Source organism: Kitasatospora sp. NPDC057965 (assembly GCF_042887135.1).
In the GTDB taxonomy this organism is placed as follows: Bacteria; Actinomycetota; Actinomycetes; order Streptomycetales; family Streptomycetaceae; genus Kitasatospora.
Window position 1 is genome coordinate 35564 of the sequence record NZ_JBHVPZ010000031.1, and the last position, 14553, is coordinate 50116.

Annotated in this window: 13 protein-coding genes; 8 read left to right on the forward strand and 5 right to left on the reverse strand. The window is 72.2% G+C overall.

Annotated elements, in window-relative coordinates:
- Positions 1-198 precede the first annotated feature (198 nt).
- On the forward strand, positions 199-621 hold the full coding sequence (locus ACFVVU_RS31455; protein ID WP_387793583.1) for a hypothetical protein: 423 nt from the start codon (positions 199-201) through the stop codon (positions 619-621).
- Between the two features lie 51 nt (positions 622-672).
- Here ACFVVU_RS31455 and ACFVVU_RS31460 read toward each other — a convergent pair whose 3' ends face one another.
- Together ACFVVU_RS31460 and ACFVVU_RS31465 are read right to left on the reverse strand one after the other, a co-directional pair.
- Entirely contained in the window at positions 673-1821 is a 1149-nt protein-coding gene (locus tag ACFVVU_RS31460) for a serine hydrolase domain-containing protein (protein WP_387793584.1), read from the reverse strand.
- 115 nt (positions 1822-1936) lie between these two features.
- Positions 1937-2683 (reverse strand): TetR/AcrR family transcriptional regulator, encoded by a 747-nt coding sequence (locus ACFVVU_RS31465; protein WP_387793585.1) that lies wholly within the window; start codon positions 2681-2683, stop codon positions 1937-1939.
- A 109-nt stretch (positions 2684-2792) separates the two neighbouring features.
- Between ACFVVU_RS31465 and ACFVVU_RS31470 the strand changes: the two genes are divergently transcribed.
- The 5 genes from ACFVVU_RS31470 to ACFVVU_RS31490 all read left to right on the forward strand — a co-directional run bounded on the left by ACFVVU_RS31470 (position 2793) and on the right by ACFVVU_RS31490 (position 8284).
- Complete coding sequence (locus tag ACFVVU_RS31470) at positions 2793-3806, forward strand: ATP-binding cassette domain-containing protein (protein WP_387793586.1); 1014 nt, start codon at positions 2793-2795, stop codon at positions 3804-3806.
- The gene (locus tag ACFVVU_RS31475) at positions 3806-4642 is read left to right on the forward strand and encodes an ABC transporter permease (RefSeq protein WP_387793587.1); all 837 of its coding nucleotides are present in this window, start codon (positions 3806-3808) and stop codon (positions 4640-4642) included. Before ACFVVU_RS31470 ends, ACFVVU_RS31475 begins: the two co-directional genes overlap by 1 nt.
- Positions 4643-4733: 91 nt before the next feature.
- Positions 4734-5720 (forward strand): aldo/keto reductase, encoded by a 987-nt coding sequence (locus tag ACFVVU_RS31480; protein ID WP_387793588.1) that lies wholly within the window; start codon positions 4734-4736, stop codon positions 5718-5720.
- Between the two features lie 314 nt (positions 5721-6034).
- Complete coding sequence (locus ACFVVU_RS31485) at positions 6035-7522, forward strand: FAD-dependent monooxygenase (RefSeq protein ID WP_387793642.1); 1488 nt, start codon at positions 6035-6037, stop codon at positions 7520-7522.
- Positions 7523-7750: 228 nt separating this feature from the next.
- On the forward strand, positions 7751-8284 hold the full coding sequence (locus tag ACFVVU_RS31490) for a DUF4188 domain-containing protein (RefSeq protein ID WP_387793589.1): 534 nt from the start codon (positions 7751-7753) through the stop codon (positions 8282-8284).
- 57 nt (positions 8285-8341) lie between these two features.
- On the opposite strand, the gene ACFVVU_RS31495 is transcribed toward ACFVVU_RS31490, so the two are convergent.
- Positions 8342-9280: a hypothetical protein gene (locus tag ACFVVU_RS31495; RefSeq protein WP_355368036.1), complete on the reverse strand. Its 939-nt coding sequence runs from the start codon at positions 9278-9280 to the stop codon at positions 8342-8344.
- Between the two features lie 183 nt (positions 9281-9463).
- Between ACFVVU_RS31495 and rpe the strand changes: the two genes are divergently transcribed.
- Both rpe and ACFVVU_RS31505 read left to right on the forward strand, forming a co-directional pair.
- A complete protein-coding gene (gene rpe, locus ACFVVU_RS31500) occupies positions 9464-10147 on the forward strand; it encodes a ribulose-phosphate 3-epimerase (RefSeq protein ID WP_380688930.1) in 684 nt (227 codons plus the stop codon).
- A 141-nt stretch (positions 10148-10288) separates the two neighbouring features.
- Positions 10289-11248, forward strand: a complete 960-nt coding sequence (locus tag ACFVVU_RS31505; RefSeq protein WP_387793590.1) for a pirin family protein — start codon at positions 10289-10291, stop codon at positions 11246-11248.
- A gap of 289 nt (positions 11249-11537) precedes the next feature.
- Here ACFVVU_RS31505 and ACFVVU_RS31510 read toward each other — a convergent pair whose 3' ends face one another.
- Together ACFVVU_RS31510 and ACFVVU_RS31515 are read right to left on the reverse strand one after the other, a co-directional pair.
- Positions 11538-11972, reverse strand: coding sequence for an NUDIX domain-containing protein (locus ACFVVU_RS31510; protein WP_387793591.1), 435 nt, complete (start codon positions 11970-11972; stop codon positions 11538-11540).
- A gap of 382 nt (positions 11973-12354) precedes the next feature.
- Positions 12355-14445 (reverse strand): Helicase associated domain protein, encoded by a 2091-nt coding sequence (locus ACFVVU_RS31515; protein ID WP_387793592.1) that lies wholly within the window; start codon positions 14443-14445, stop codon positions 12355-12357.
- Between the last annotated feature and the right edge of the window lie 108 nt (positions 14446-14553).

Sequence of the window (14553 nt, forward strand, 5' to 3'; positions counted from 1 at the left end):
CCCCGCCCGGGGGGGGGGGGGGGGGGGGGGGGGCGGCCGGGGGGGGGGGGGGGGGGGGGGGGGCCCGCCCCCCCCCCCACGGCCGTTGTGCGTTCGCCGAGTCGGGTGCCGGGGGCGGGTAGTTGGGGGAAGGCGAGATCCTGCGGGGACTGAGCAGGGCGGCTGCGGGTGTGGTCGAGTTCGGGGAGGGGAGAGCAAGTGGCTGTTCGAATGAAGTGGTCGAGCATGGTGCTCGCGGGCCTGGCCGGGACGGGGGTGCTGGCTGTGGCTGGGTGGCTCCTGGCCACGGCGGATCGCACCAAGCCGGAAGGAACATGGCGCAGCGGGCCGTATTTCCTGGAACTCCGAAAAGGCGGCGAGATCGGCAGGTCGTCCCTTCCGGCCGGTGTCTGTAGCGGAAGTCGGTGCAGGCCGGATGATCTGCTGATCGAATTGGACGGAACTTGGATGAAGGAGTTCGAGCCCGATGCCGGTTGGGGCGTCCGGGTCGAGGCGGTGCGCAAGGACGGCGGTGGAACGTGTACGTTCTGGGCGTCGATCGGTGTGTACGGCGGAGGCATCGAGAAGCTGGGATTCAGCATGGAGCCTTCGCCGGTGAAGGAGCTTCTGAGGGAATCGTGATGCAGATCCTCGGGGCCGTGCAGCAGATCTGATGTCGAGTCGGGTGGCAGGTCAGGCGGCGAGGGAGGTGCGGACGGCGTCAATGAGGTTGTTGGCGCGGGGGTCGGCGTGGCCGATCATGCGGTTGGCGGTGTAGGCGAAGGCGATGCCGTGGTGGGGGTCGGCGAAGGTGAACTGGCCGCCGGCGCCGTCGTTGCCGAAGCTGTGGGGGCTGAGCATGGGGCGGAAGGCGGGGGAGGGGAGGAGGAAGCCGGCGGACCAGCGGGCGCCGGCGTCGAAGCCCAGGTAGCCGGGACCGGAGGTGAGTTCGCGGGTGGCGTCGGCGAGGGTGGCGGGGGTGAGTAGGGGTGGGGTGTCGTCGAGGCCGGTGACGGTGGCGGCGAGGAGGGTGGAGAGGGCGGTGGCGGAGGCGACGGCGCCCGCGCCGGGGAGTTCGACGGCGTGCAGGGCGGGGTCGTTCCAGCCGTGCGGGGCGTCGAGGCCGGGGAAGACGAGGGCGCCGTTCATCGTGACGATGCGGGTGAGCAGGTGCTCGGGGCCGGGCATCGGGCGGCGGCCGTCGGCCTCGGAGAGGCGGGCCAGGCGGGGGAGTTCGGCGGCGGGAAGGCCGATCCAGGCGTCCAGGCCGAGGGGTGAGGCGAAGGTGCGGTGGAAGAACTGCCCCGGGGTGAGGCCGGTGATGCGGCGGATCACCTCGCCGATGGCGAAGCCGAAGACGTGGCCGTGGTACTCGTGGGTGGTGTCCGGCTCCCAGAGCGGTTTCTGTTCCTCGATGGCGCGGACGACCGGCGTCCAGGCGGCGACCTCGGCGAAGGTGAGCGGCGCGTCGAGGGCGGGGATGCCGGCGCGGTGGGCGAGCACCATGCGGGTGGTGATCGTCTGCTTGCCGTTCCGCGCGAACTCGGGCCAGTAGCGGGCGATCGGCGCGTCCAGGTCGAGGCGGCCCTGCTGGGCGAGCAGGTGGGCGGAGAGGGAGACGAGTGCCTTGGCGCAGGAGAAGACCGGCACGACTGTGTCCGCCTGCCAGGGGCGGCCGGTGCGTTCGTCCGCGACGCCGCCCCACAGCTCGACCACCTTGCGCCCGCTCGCGTGGACGGTGACGGCGGCGCCGAGTTCGGGGAAGTCTGAGAAGTTGCGCGCGAAGGTGTCGGCGACGGCGCCGAAGCCCACGTCGGCCCAGCCGTGGTGGTCGGTCTGCATGGCGGTGTCCTTCTCCTGATTTCCTGAGCGCGCGATCGTCGACCGGGTCACGGTAGGGGGAGGCCGGGGTCCGGGGGAAACGATTTTGACGCCGTGAAGCCCGTGAAGCCGGTGATCAGGACGGTGCCAGCGGCGCCAGGGCGGCGGTGATGACGCGGTCGAGCGTGCGGTCGAAGGCGGCGTCGGGCCCCCCGGACGGGGGTGCGGCGGTGGCGAACGCGGCGGCCAGGTGCGGGTACTGGCCGCTCGCGGCGGCGCGGCCGAGGTAACCGGCCAGCTCCGCCTGCCACTTGGCGCCGGCCGCCGCCGTGCGCTCGTACTGCGCGTACTGGCAGATGAAGCCGTTGAGCAGGGCGAGCGCCTCCAGGCGGGCGGCGCCGTCCAGGCCGCTGGGCTCGGTGACGGCGAGGAAGTGGTCGGTGTAGCGCAGGGCGTTGGGGCCGAGGCCGGGGCGGGCGATCACCAGGGCGGGGGCCCAGGGGTGGCGGCGCAGAACGGCGAGCTGCTCGTGGGCGAGGCGGCGCAGGTCGGTGCGGCAGTCGCCGGTCGGGGCGAGGGCGGTGTAGTCGTACTCGTCGGCGACGGCGTCGAGCATGAGGTCGAGCAGGTGCTCCTTCTTCGGCACGTAGTTGTAGAGCGACATGGTGCCCGCGCCGAGCGCCGCGGCGACCCGGCGCATGGAGACCGCGTCGAGGCCCTCCGCGTCGGCGATGGTGATGGCGGCGGCGGCGATCGAGGTCCGGCTGTGGGCCGGGCGGGGGCCGCGGCCGGTGCGCTCGGGGCGCAGCCAGATCAGCTCCGGAGCCTCACCGGGATGCGGGGTGGGAGTGGAGCTGTTGTTCGGGGGCTTGCTCGACGGCACTGGTTGATCACCTCGGTTTCCCATCTTAGATACGTACGGCGTACGTAGTACGATGCGCTCGCAGATGCTTCTACGTACGCTGTACCTAGTGAGGGGAGTGGGCAGAGCCATGTCCGACACCGTCCGGAAGAACCGTTCGGCCGCCGTCGCCGCCATCGAGATGGCGGGCGTGGAGAAACGCTTCGGCGCGACCCGGGCCCTGCGCGGGCTCGACCTGACCGTCCCAGCCGGCACCGTTTGCGGCCTGCTCGGCCCCAACGGCGCGGGCAAGACCACCGCCGTGCGCGTCCTCGCCACCCTGGTCGCCCCGGACCGCGGCACCGCCCGGGTGGCCGGCCACGACGTGGCGCGCGACCCCGACGCCGTGCGCCGCAGCATCGGACTGGCCGGCCAGCACGCCGCCGTCGACGAGGGCCTCACCGGGCGCGACAACCTGCACCTGTTCGGCCGGCTGCACCGCCTCGGCGCCGCCGGTGCCCGGGCCCGCGCCGGGGAACTCCTCGACCGCTTCGGGCTCACCGAGGCCGCCGACCGCCCGGTCCGCACCTACTCCGGAGGCATGCGCCGCCGCCTCGACCTCGTCGCCAGTCTGGTCACGGCGCCGCCGGTGCTCTTCCTGGACGAGCCCACCACCGGCCTGGACCCGCGCAGCCGCCGGCAGACCTGGGACGCGGTGCGGGAGTTGGCCGCCACCGGCACCACGGTGCTGCTCACCACCCAGTACCTGGAGGAGGCCGACCGGCTGGCCGACACCGTCGTGGTCGTCGACCAGGGCGCCGCGATCGCCACCGGCCCGCCGCAGCGGCTGAAGGCGTCCATCGGCACCCGGGTCTCGGTCACCCTCGCCGACGCCGAGCAACTCGGCCGGGCCGCTGTGGTGCTGGCGGCGCTCGCCGGGACCGGCGACGTCGTGGTGGACGAGCAGGAGCGGACGGTCGAGGTGGTATCCCGACCCGGGGTGGAGGTGCTGCTGCCCAGACTGGTCAGGGAGTTGGAGGCGGTGGGCGTGGTCGCGCGGGACGCCGCGCTGCGGACGCCCTCGCTGGACGACGTCTTCCTCGCCCTCACCGGGCGCACGGACGGTGTCCCGGACGGTGCCGATGTCGCGGGGAGGGCCGCCTGATGTCCGCACCCGCGCGCCTGATCGGCGACACCTGGACCTCGATGCTCCGGGTCCTGCTCGCCTACCGCCGCTCGCCCGGACTGCTGGCCGCCTCGCTGGGCGTCCCCGTGGTGATGGTGGTGGTGTTCGGCTACGTGTTCGGCAGCGCGGTTGCCGTCCCCGACGCGGCGGGCACGTCCGGTGCCTCCGGGGCCGGTGTCGGCGGCGGCTACCGGGAGTTCCTGATGCCCGGCCTGTTCGCCATGGTGGCCGTCAACGGCATCATGCCCACCATGGTCGGCGCCGCCCGCGACGTCGGGCGCGGCGTCACCGACCGGCTCCGCTCGATGCCGGTCTCCCGCACCGGCCTGCTGCTCGGCCAGACCCTCGCCGACCTGCTGGTCAGCGTGGTGGTGCTCGCGATGCTGGCGGGGGTCGGGCTGACCGTCGGCTGGCGGGTCCGCGGTTCACTCGCCGACGCCGCGGCGGCGTTCGGCCTGCTGCTGGTCTTCCGGTTCACCATGACCTGGGTCGGCCTGCTGCTCGGCCTGGCCGTCGGCAAGGAGGAGGCGGCCGGACAACTGGCCGTGGCCGTCATCCCGTTGGCGATGGTCACCAATGCCTTCGTGCCCACCGGCGGCATGCCCGGCTGGCTGGCCGCGCTCGCCGACTGGAACCCGATGAGCGCCGTCGTGCAGGCCGGGCGTGAGCTGTTCGGCAACCCGTCGGCCCCGTCGGCCGCCTGGCCGATGCAGCACGCGGCTCCGGCCACCCTGCTCTGGTGCGGGCTCCTGCTGCTGCTCTGCGGTCCGCTCGCGGTACGGAAGTTCGCCACCCACGGCACCCGCGGGCGCTGACGGGCAGGCAAACCGCCGGGGTCAGTGCGACCCGCGCCCCACGGGGCGAAATGTGCTGGACAGCACGGCCGGTGCGGCTCAGGGTGGCCCCATGGAGTTCACCCACCTCGGCCGCACCGGCCTCACCGTCTCCCGACTCTGCCTGGGCACCATGAACTTCGGCCCGCACACGGAGGAGTCCGACGCCCACCTGATCATGGACAGCGCCCACGAGCTGGGCATCAACTTCTTCGACACCTCCAACAGTTACGGCCGAACCGTCAACGGGGGCCACAGGGGTCACACGGAGGAGATCATCGGCCGCTGGCTCGCCAAGGGCGACGGCCGCCGCGAGCGCACCGTGCTCGCCACCAAGGCCTACGCCCCGATGGGGGACTGGCCGAACGAGGGCCGGCTCTCCGCCCTCGCCATCCGCCGCGCCGTCGAGGCCAGTCTGCGCCGCCTCGGCACCGACCACATCGACCTCTACCAGATGCACCACATCGACCGGGACACGCCCTGGGAGGAGATCTGGCAGGCGATGGAGGTCCTGGTCGCCCAGGGCAAGATCATTTACGTCGGCTCCAGCAACTTCGCCGGCTGGCACATCGCCCGGGCCCAGGAGGCCGCCCGCAGCCGCAACTTCCTCGGCCTGGTCAGCGAGCAGTCCCTCTACAACCTGCTCGACCGCGCCGTCGAACTGGAGGTCGTCCCCGCCGTCGAGCACTACGGGCTCGGGCTGCTCCCGTGGTCCCCGCTGCGCAGCGGCGTGCTCAGCGGCGCCCTGCGCAAGGAGCGCGAGGGCCGTCTCGTCCGGGGCGCGATGCCCCACGCCGGCGAGATCCTGGAGGCCAACCGGTCCCGTATCCAGGCCTACGAGGACCTCGCCGACGAGCTCGGCGAGCACCCCGCCGACCTGGCCCTGGCCTGGCTGCTCTCGCGTCCCGCCGTCACCGCGCCGATCGTCGGTCCGCGCACCGCCGCCCACCTCGACGCCGCCGTCCACGCCCTGGACATCAAGCTCGACGACGAGGTCCTCGCCCGCCTCGACACCCTCTTCCCGGGCCACAAGCCCGCGCCGGAGGACTACGCCTGGTAGGAGCGGCGGACGAGGGAGACGGACGCACGTGTGCCCGCTTCCCGATTCTCGCCGAGACGAGAAGCGGGCACACGTCTGCCGGATGCGGAAGGGGAGGATTTCGAGAGCGGGAGGAGTGTCCACTCACCGCCACTCTCAACGTATAGCGCACGGGGGGCCTTGCGGCAAGGGGGTGGGGGAGGCGCAGAATCGTCGCCCTGGGCCGGGATGGGGCGGAACGGCGGGATTCGGTGGGATTTGCGGAGTCCATGATGTTCTGTCCCGGTCGGCGGATGCGTGGGAACGACGGAACGGGGCCTTCGGTGCCGGATGTGATCCTGGATGTGATCGTGGTCGGTGGCGGGCCGACCGGGCTGATGCTGGCGTGCGAGCTGCGGCTGCACGGGGTCGGTGTGGTCGTGCTGGAACGGCGGGCGGAGCGGGGCGGGGAGTCGCGCGGGCGCGGGTTGCACGCGCGCAGCGTGGAGATCATGGACCAGCGCGGACTGCTGGAGCGGTTCCTCGCGGTGAGCGAGAAGTTCCGGGTGGGCGGGCTGTTCGGTGGCGTCATGGCGCCCTGGCCGGACAGTCTGGACACCGCCCACCCGTACGGGCTGGCCACCCCGCAGGCGGTCACCGAGCGGCTGCTGGAGGAGCGCGCCCTCGAACTCGGGGCCGGGATCAGGCGCGGGTACGAGGTCACCGGCCTGGGTCAGGACGCGGAGGGTGTGAGCGTCGAACTGGCAGACGGCACGCGGCTGCGCTCGCGCTACGTCGTCGGCTGCGACGGCGGGCGCAGCACGGTGCGCAAGGCGCTCGGCGTGGGCTTCCCCGGTGAGCCCGCCACGGTCGAGACGCTGATCGGCGACCTGGAACTGTCCGCGGACCCGGCGGAGGTGGCCGCCGTGGTGGAGCGGGTGCGCCGCACCGAGCTGCGGTTCGGCGTGGCTCCCGACGTGGACGGCCGGCCGGGGGTCGCGCGGGTGATCGTACCGGCGGCCGGCGTCGCCGAGGACCGGGCGACGCCGCCGACGCTGGAGGAGTTCAAGGCGCGGCTGCGCGCCGTCGCGGGCACCGACTTCGGCGCCCACACGGCGCACTGGCTCTCCCGGTTCGGCGACGCCACCCGGCAGGCCGAGCGCTACCGGGTCGGCCGGGTGCTGCTGGCCGGCGACGCCGCGCACATCCACCCGCCGACCGGCGGGCAGGGCCTCAACCTCGGTGTGCAGGACGCGTTCAACCTCGGCTGGAAGCTCGCCGCCGAGGTCACCGGCTGGGCGCCGGAGGGGCTGCTGGACAGCTACCACATCGAACGCCACCCGGTCGGGGCCCGCGTGCTGAGCAACACCCGCGCGCAGATGACCCTGCTCGGCAGCGCGTCGGGGCCGACCGCGCTGCGGGGGCTATTCACGCGGCTGATGGAGATCGAGGAGGTCAACCGCTACGTGACCGGGATGATCACCGCCGTCGACCTGCGCTACGACCTCGGTGGCGCGAGCGGCGTCGGGCGCGGCGGGGATGTCGAACTCGTCGGCCGGCGGCTGCGGGACGTCCGGCTCTCGGAGGACCGCAGGCTGTACCAACTGATGCACGGCGGCCGCGGGTTGCTTCTCGACCGCACCGGCGGACGGCTCTCCCTCGACGGCTGGGCGGACCGCGTCGACCACGTGGACGGTGAGGGCGCGGAGGTGGACGCGCCCGCGCTGCTGCTGCGGCCGGACGGCCATGTGGCCTGGACCGGCGACGACCAGCAGGAGTTGGACGCCGCGTTGACCCGGTGGTGGGGCGCCCCGGCCCAGGGATCGGTGCAGGGGTCGGCCTGAGGCCGATGACTGGGGCGGCGCCGGCCGCTGCGCGACCTGAGGGTCGGGGTGCTGCTCGACCGGCACTCCCGGGGCTTCGCCAACACGTCTTGAGCGAAGGTGACTTCGCCTGCGCGAAAGCTTGACCGGTTCTGTCCGCGCTGGTGTAATCACCGCTCACATCGGCCTCTACCCGCGAGTAGCCAAAGTGGCGGGAGGGCCGGAAGCGCCGACAGGCTGGGGGCAGACGTGTTCGCGAAACCGACTCCGGGCTTCACCACCGCGGCCGCCACCGGGGACACCGTCGTCCTGCTCATCGGGATGCGGATCAACCGGTTCTGGGCCGTCCACCAGTGGGTGCCGGTGATGCTGGCGATGTTCCGGATGCTGCGCGACCTGGCGAAGGAACCGGAGCGCGGCCTGCGCGGCAAGGTCCTGCTGACCGCCTCGCCGCGCACCTACTACGTCGTCCAGTACTGGGAGTCCAAGGAGAAGTTGTACCGGTACGCGAGCGCTCCGGACGCCTTCCACCACCGGGTGTGGAAGATCGCCAACAGGAAGCTCAAGGAGGGCCGGCTGCGCGGGCGGGTCGGCCTCTGGCACGAGACGTACGTCGTACCGGAGGGGTCGTACGAGAGCGTGTACTTCGACATGCCGCCGTTCGGGCTCGCGGGCGCGGCCGGGGTGCTGCCGGTGGAGAGCCGCGGGCGGAGCGCCGCGCAGCGGTTCGCCTTCCGCTCGGACGCGGCGGGGCGGGCGCCGGGGCCGGCGGCGGCCGAGTAGCCGGCCGGTCACCGTCCCCGCCACCGGACGGGCGGGGACGGTGACCGGCCGGGAACGTCAGGCGGTGGTGGTCGCCGGGAGCCCGATCGGGTTGATCGGCGGCAGGGCCGTGCGACAGAGCGCCGAGATCGGCTTGAGGGCGGCGGCGAGCCGGTCGAGCTCGGCGCGGGGGTGGTCCTCCCAGACCCGGGCGGCGGCGAGGTCGGTCGCCGCCTCCAGGGACTGGTGGCGCATCCGGCCGCACTCGGTGATGGTGCCGCGCTCGGTGAGCCAGCCGCGTTCGGTCAGCCGTGCGGCGGCCGCGTCCCACTCCTCGTCCGTCCAGCCGCGGAACGGCTGCAGCGCCTCGCGCCGCACGTCCAGGGCGCAGCGCACGACCAGCGCCTCGCAGCCGTCCAGCCCCGCCGAGACCAGGGCTGCGATGTGGCCGTCGCCGCGGTGCTCGCGCATCACGGTGGCGGCCTGCCAGAGCCGGCCGTGCAGGTCGGACGGGCGGGGGAGGGCGGCGTTGGCGGCGGCCAGCACCCGCCCGGCGCAGTCCAGCCGGGTGACGGCGTCCTCCAGGAGGTCGGTCGCCAGCTCGATCTGCGCCCGGTCGACGTGCTCCAGCAGCCGCGCCAGGGCCGCCGAGGCGCCGGCGGCCCTGGCGGCGAGCGCCGTGTCCGGGTCGGCGAGCTTCCAGATCGCCGGCAGGGCGCGCTCGATCGGGGCGGGCGCGAAGTTGAAGAAGGCGGCGATCACGGGCGGCGCGTCCACCGGGCCGAGCGGGGCGGCGCGGCCGGCGAAGTAGCTGCGCGCGACCCCGCGCAGGCCCACGTCCTCGAAGGCGCCGAGGCCCTCCGGGGTGAAGTAGGTGACGGCGTGCACCGGCTCGAAGAGCCACCACAGGGCCCGGGCGGGATGGACGAGATCGGCCAAAGGGGAACCTTCCTCGGGGAGGGACTGGCGCGCCGTACGAGTGTTCTCGTAGAGGCTGATGACCACGGCGGCGGCCACGATAACCCTGCTCGGGGTGTGATGACAGTCACGCGGAGGTCTCGGTGGTGACACGTGGCCGGCGGCGCACGAGATGATGGCCGGGGTGCGCCCCCGCGCACACCCGATCCCTCGGTACGTTGGCACGTCGGTATGTCGGTACGTCGGTACGTTGGCAAGAAGGCAGAAGAGGTAACAGGCCCCATGGCGCAGATCAATCCCAGCATCCTGTCCGCGGACTTCGCCCGGCTCGCCCAGGAGGCCGAGGCCGTGCGGGGCTCGGACTGGCTGCACGTCGACGTGATGGACAACCACTTCGTGCCCAACCTGACCCTCGGCGTCCCGGTCGTCGAGTCGCTGGCCCGGGCCACCGACATCCCGCTCGACTGCCACCTCATGATCGAGGACCCGGACCGCTGGGCCCCCCAGTACGTGGAGGCGGGCGCCGGCTCGGTGACCTTCCACGTCGAGGCCGCCGCCGCGCCCGTCCGGCTCGCCCGCGAGATCCGGGCCAAGGGCGCCCGCGCGTCGATGGCGCTCAAGCCGGCCACGCCGATCGAGCCCTACGAGGACCTGCTGCCCGAGCTGGACATGCTGCTGATCATGACCGTCGAGCCGGGCTTCGGCGGCCAGGCGTTCCTGGACATCATGCTGCCGAAGATCCGCCGGACCAGGCAGCTGATCGCCAAGCACGGGCTGGAGCTGTGGCTCCAGGTCGACGGCGGTGTGTCGGCGAGCACCATCGAGCGCTGCGCCGAGGCCGGCGCGGACGTCTTCGTCGCCGGCTCGGCGGTGTACGGCGCCGAGGACCCGGCGGAGGCGGTCGCCAAGCTGCGCACGCTCGCCGAGGGCGCGAGCGCCGGTGCCGACTGGGCCTGCGCGCACTGAGGCCGAGGGGGCCCGGCCGGGCGGTCCCGGCTGGAGGATCGCCGGGCCCTGGAGGAGGATCGTTGCGACGACCCCTCCGGCCGGGGAGGGGCGGGCCCTGCCACCCCTCACCGGCCCGACGCACACGGCGGTGACCGCCCCATGAGCAACCTCGACGTCAAGCCCGCCGCGACCACCTGCGGCGGCGAGCCCGGCACCGGACCGGTCCGCGACCTGCTGACCGCCCGCCGGGTGCCGCTCGGCGAGAGCACCGTCGTGCGCCGTCTCCTGCCGAACCTGGGCCGGCGGATGGTGGGGGCGTGGTGCTTCGTGGACCACTACGGTCCGGACGACATCGCGGACGAGCCGGGCATGCAGGTGCCTCCGCACCCGCACATGGGCCTGCAGACGGTGAGCTGGCTGCACGCCGGCGAGGTGCTGCACCGCGACAGCCTGGGCAGCCTGCAGACGGTGCGCCCGCGCGAGCTGGGCCTGATGACCTCCGGGCGGGCGATCTCCCACTCCGAGGAGTCCCCGCGCCCGCACGCCCGCTACCTGCACGGCGCCCAGCTCTGGGTCGCCCTGCCCGACGCCCACCGCCACCGCGAACCCGCCTTCGAACACCACCCCGACCTGCCCACGGTCACCGCCCCGGGCCTGTCCGCCACCGTCATCCTCGGCACCCTCGACGGCGCCACCTCCCCGGGCACCACCCACACCCCCCTCGTCGGCGCCGACCTCACCCTCACCGCCGGCACCGACCTGCGCCTGCCGCTGGACCCCGACTTCGAGTACGCCGTCCTCACCATGTCCGGCACCGTCGACGTCGACACCGTCCGCCTCGACCCCGGCGCCATGCTCTACCTCGGCACCGGCCGCCGCACCCTCCCCCTCCACGCCACCACCGACGCCACCTTCCTCCTCCTCGGCGGCGAACCCTTCGCCGAGAAACTCGTCATGTGGTGGAACTTCATCGGCCGATCCGGTGACGAGATCGTACAGGCACGAAACGACTGGGAGAAGGGAATTCGTTTCGGCGAGGTCCACGGCTACGACGGTGCCCGACTGAGGGCCCCGGAGCTTCCCGAAATCCCCCTGAGGGCCCGTGGGAGGGTGCGCTGACCTGCGAGAATGATGCCATGGGGGCGTGCTCGGCTGTCGCTGTCGACGGGGTTGGGCGGACGTTCTCCGACCCCCGGCGACGGGCGGTCACTCCCCGGATCGGCTGCCCTCGGGATGCGATGTGGGTGGCCTCTTAATTCTCAAGTTTGGGTGTCTGCGGCAAGGTCTGCTCGTATCGATGCTGACCTCTTGCTGACTTTTCTGACGGGTAATCAGTGAATGATGGGTCGAACACCTGTCGGTCCGGCCGTGATCACGGTGGGCGCATCGGCTGCCTTCCTTGCTGCCGTTAGTCGGACAGGCGTCCGAGGAGGGCGCCCTGGCCGGACTGGAGGATGTGCGCGGCCTCCAGCGGGATCCAGAAGCACTCGAAGCGGGTGGGCTCCTGCTCGCCGTCGTGGTCCTCCTGGCTCGTCCACCGCTCCGGGGTGGGCTCGGTGGGCTCCAGGTGGAAGACGTGGCGGTGCTGGATCTCGAACCGGTACGGGCTGATGTCATACTCGGTCTCGCCGAGCTTGCGCACGATCTTGAAGTCGTGCAGGCCGGTCTCCTCCCGGGCCTCCCGCAGTGCGGCGGCCTCCGGGGTCTCGCCCGGCCGGATGCTGCCGGCCGGGACCTGGATGCCGACCTCCTCGTAGCTGTAGTCGGCGTGCCGGAACACCAGCAGCCGCCCGTCGCGGACGACGTAGACGAGCACCTTCTCCTTGGTGACTTTCTCGGGCATCGATCAACCTCACGTGGTCGGGAATCATCGTTTGGAACGCGCTGAACTGCGAATCCGGCCCGCGGGCGAGCCGGTGAGACGGGGTCCTGGAGCCCATGAGCCTAGAGTGCCTGGTGGAGAGTCAACTCTTCTTTTCCTGGCGGCAGGCGAACGCTGTCCAGATGCCGATGGCGCGAGGCCGACCAGTGATCCTGGGCCTAACGAAAACGGCCAAATCGATTTGCTTACCATGCATCAGGTGTCGACCTCCGGCAGGCAGGTGGACGCCAAGTGGATGCCTTCGTCCGGTTCGTAGCCGAGGCATTGAGCGACGGCGAATTCGGTGACTTCATGGCTTTGGGGGCGGCACAGCGCGGGGGTCCCTCTACGCGGTGTGCGGATGTCATGGCTGGCGGGATTCAGGGGCCTGGGGCGCGGAGCCATCTGGCACGCTGTCGGGTTGCGGGGGAAGATCGACTCCGCACGCCGCGAGTTCGGCATGCTGCCACTGGGCGAGCGAGCCCTCGCGGGCCTTCTTTCGGCAGTTCTTCAACCAGTTCCCGAGCCGGTCGTGTTCACCACCCTTCCCGGACACCGGAACACGCGCGTGGCCGGCCTGTGCGGCGAAGTCCTTCAGCAACTTGACGTTGTTCCGGAACCGCGCCTCTGCGACGTCGGCCACGAATCCGAGGTCGGTCAGCTTCCGGCGCTGGTCCGCGTTGAGGGAGTCGAATCGGACGCGTCTGCCGCGGACCTGGGAACCGAGGGGCCGCTGGCCGACGGGGGTGATGTAGGTGGCCGGCACCAGGAGGTCGCCGTTCGCGGCCTTGTAGTCGGTGAGGTCCTGGACAAGTTGCTCCCACTCGGCGTCCCGTGCATCCCAGACCGCGCCCAGCTCTTCGAGCTGACGCGTGACGGCGGCGGGAAGGGACCCCTGGCGGTGCCGGTGCCGGGCGTTGTTCAGCCACACCCCGGTCTTCTCTCCGCTGGGGCCGATCCAGTCCCGCTCAACGCGTAGGTGGCCGGTCCTGGCACGGAAGATCCGCAGGTCCTCCAAGTGGCGCTCCCTGCGCGATGCGGTGGACAGGATCGTCCGGGTGGTGATCGCCTCGACGAAGCCGGTGGGGATGTCGGTCCCGCTGAACGAGATCCACGCCGGCAGCAGAGACGAGGGCGCCGGGCGGGCGGTGCGGTCCTGGGGGCGTCGCACGCGGGTGAGGTGGAGGTGGAGCCGTTCGTCCAGTGCCGCCATGGCCTCGATGGTGGCGACGACGGCGTCGAAGCCGCTGTCCTTGCGCTCGGCCGCGTCGTTGGCGGCGATGGCCGGGACGATGATGGCTGCGACCTTGCGCCGGCTCCGGTCGCCTCGGCGCAGTGCCCGGCCGGCGATCTGGGTGATCTCGATCTTTGAACGGCGTGGGTCGACGATGGCGACGGCGTCGGTGTCCGGGGCGTCGAAGCCTTCGATCAGGAGCCGGCTGTTGGTGAGGACCGCCAGGCCTTCTGTGCTGGTGCGGAAGCGGTCGAGGAGGCGTTGGCGGACGGAGCGGTCCTGCCGCCCGTTGACGTGCCCGGTCCACAACGAGCGCGGCCGGTGTTCGGGTGGCAGGTACTCCATCGCGTGCTGGAGGACTTGGGCGAAGGCGCGGGCGGACGCTACCGTCGAGTGGTAGGTGATCATGCGGCAGGTACCGCGTTCCGCCGCCGCGCGCAGGACCGAGACGGCCTTCGCCAGCACGCCGGCTTCTACGTGCATGGGGCCCACGGTCAGGAAGGTGCCCTGCTGCACGTGGTCGGTGACAGCACGGTCGGCGGCGTCGGCGATGACCAGTTCGTAGTCTGCGAGCCGGTTCCGCTCGATCGCCTCGCTGACGGACAGGCGGTGGGCGATGGGACCGAAGCGGTCGCGCCGGACCAGGATGCCGTCGTTGCCGACGAGGTCCCGGAGCGTGGCGGTCATGGACAGGCGGCGCCGGGCCGGCACGAGCCCGTCGTCGTGGATCTGCGCCCAGCTGTTGCCGTCCGCCCGGTGGAGTTCGTCGGCGATGACGAGGTCCCAGGCAGCGGACCCGGCCTGGTGGGCGGCGATCACGGCGTGCAGGCTCTGGTAGGTGCAGACGGCGGTGATCCGCTGACCTGCTGTGATCTGGCTTGCGAGTTCCTGAGGGTCGCTGAGGACACGGGCACGGGCACCGTTGGTGTCGTGGTTGAAGCGGTCGAGCACGCGTGGTTCGGAGCAGATCGCGAGGACCTCGCCGAGGGCGTCGGGGCCGAAGGCCGATAGCCACTGGGCGAGGGTCTGGGCGACGAGGTCCAGGGTGGGTACGGCGATCAGCACACTGCCGGTGCTGGGGTCGACCACCTCCTGCGCGATGGCGCCGGCGGTCACGGTCTTCCCGGATCCGCAGGCCATCAGGATGACGACTCGTGGGGTTTCGGCGAGCATCCGGCAGGCGTTGTCCACCGCCTCTTCCTGCTCTGGCCACAGGGTCAAGCCCGCGAAGGACCGAGGAGTGGTGAGGGCGGAGGTCATGGCAGTCCTGCGGTAGGAGTTAGGGGCCGTCGAGCCCGGGCTGGGTTGGCCGATGCGCAATTGCTGGCC

What these genes read in the sequence shown, in the direction of transcription:
- ACFVVU_RS31460 (WP_387793584.1), bottom strand. Translation starts at nt 1,821, where the DNA reads ATGCAGACCGACCACCACGGCTGGGCCGACGTGGGCTTCGGCGCCGTC.
- ACFVVU_RS31470 (WP_387793586.1), top strand. Translation starts at nt 2,793, where the DNA reads ATGTCCGACACCGTCCGGAAGAACCGTTCGGCCGCCGTCGCCGCCATC.
- ACFVVU_RS31475 (WP_387793587.1), top strand. Translation starts at nt 3,806, where the DNA reads ATGTCCGCACCCGCGCGCCTGATCGGCGACACCTGGACCTCGATGCTC.
- ACFVVU_RS31480 (WP_387793588.1), top strand. Translation starts at nt 4,734, where the DNA reads ATGGAGTTCACCCACCTCGGCCGCACCGGCCTCACCGTCTCCCGACTC.
- rpe (WP_380688930.1), top strand. Translation starts at nt 9,464, where the DNA reads ATGGCGCAGATCAATCCCAGCATCCTGTCCGCGGACTTCGCCCGGCTC.
- ACFVVU_RS31505 (WP_387793590.1), top strand. Translation starts at nt 10,289, where the DNA reads ATGAGCAACCTCGACGTCAAGCCCGCCGCGACCACCTGCGGCGGCGAG.
- ACFVVU_RS31510 (WP_387793591.1), bottom strand. Translation starts at nt 11,972, where the DNA reads ATGCCCGAGAAAGTCACCAAGGAGAAGGTGCTCGTCTACGTCGTCCGC.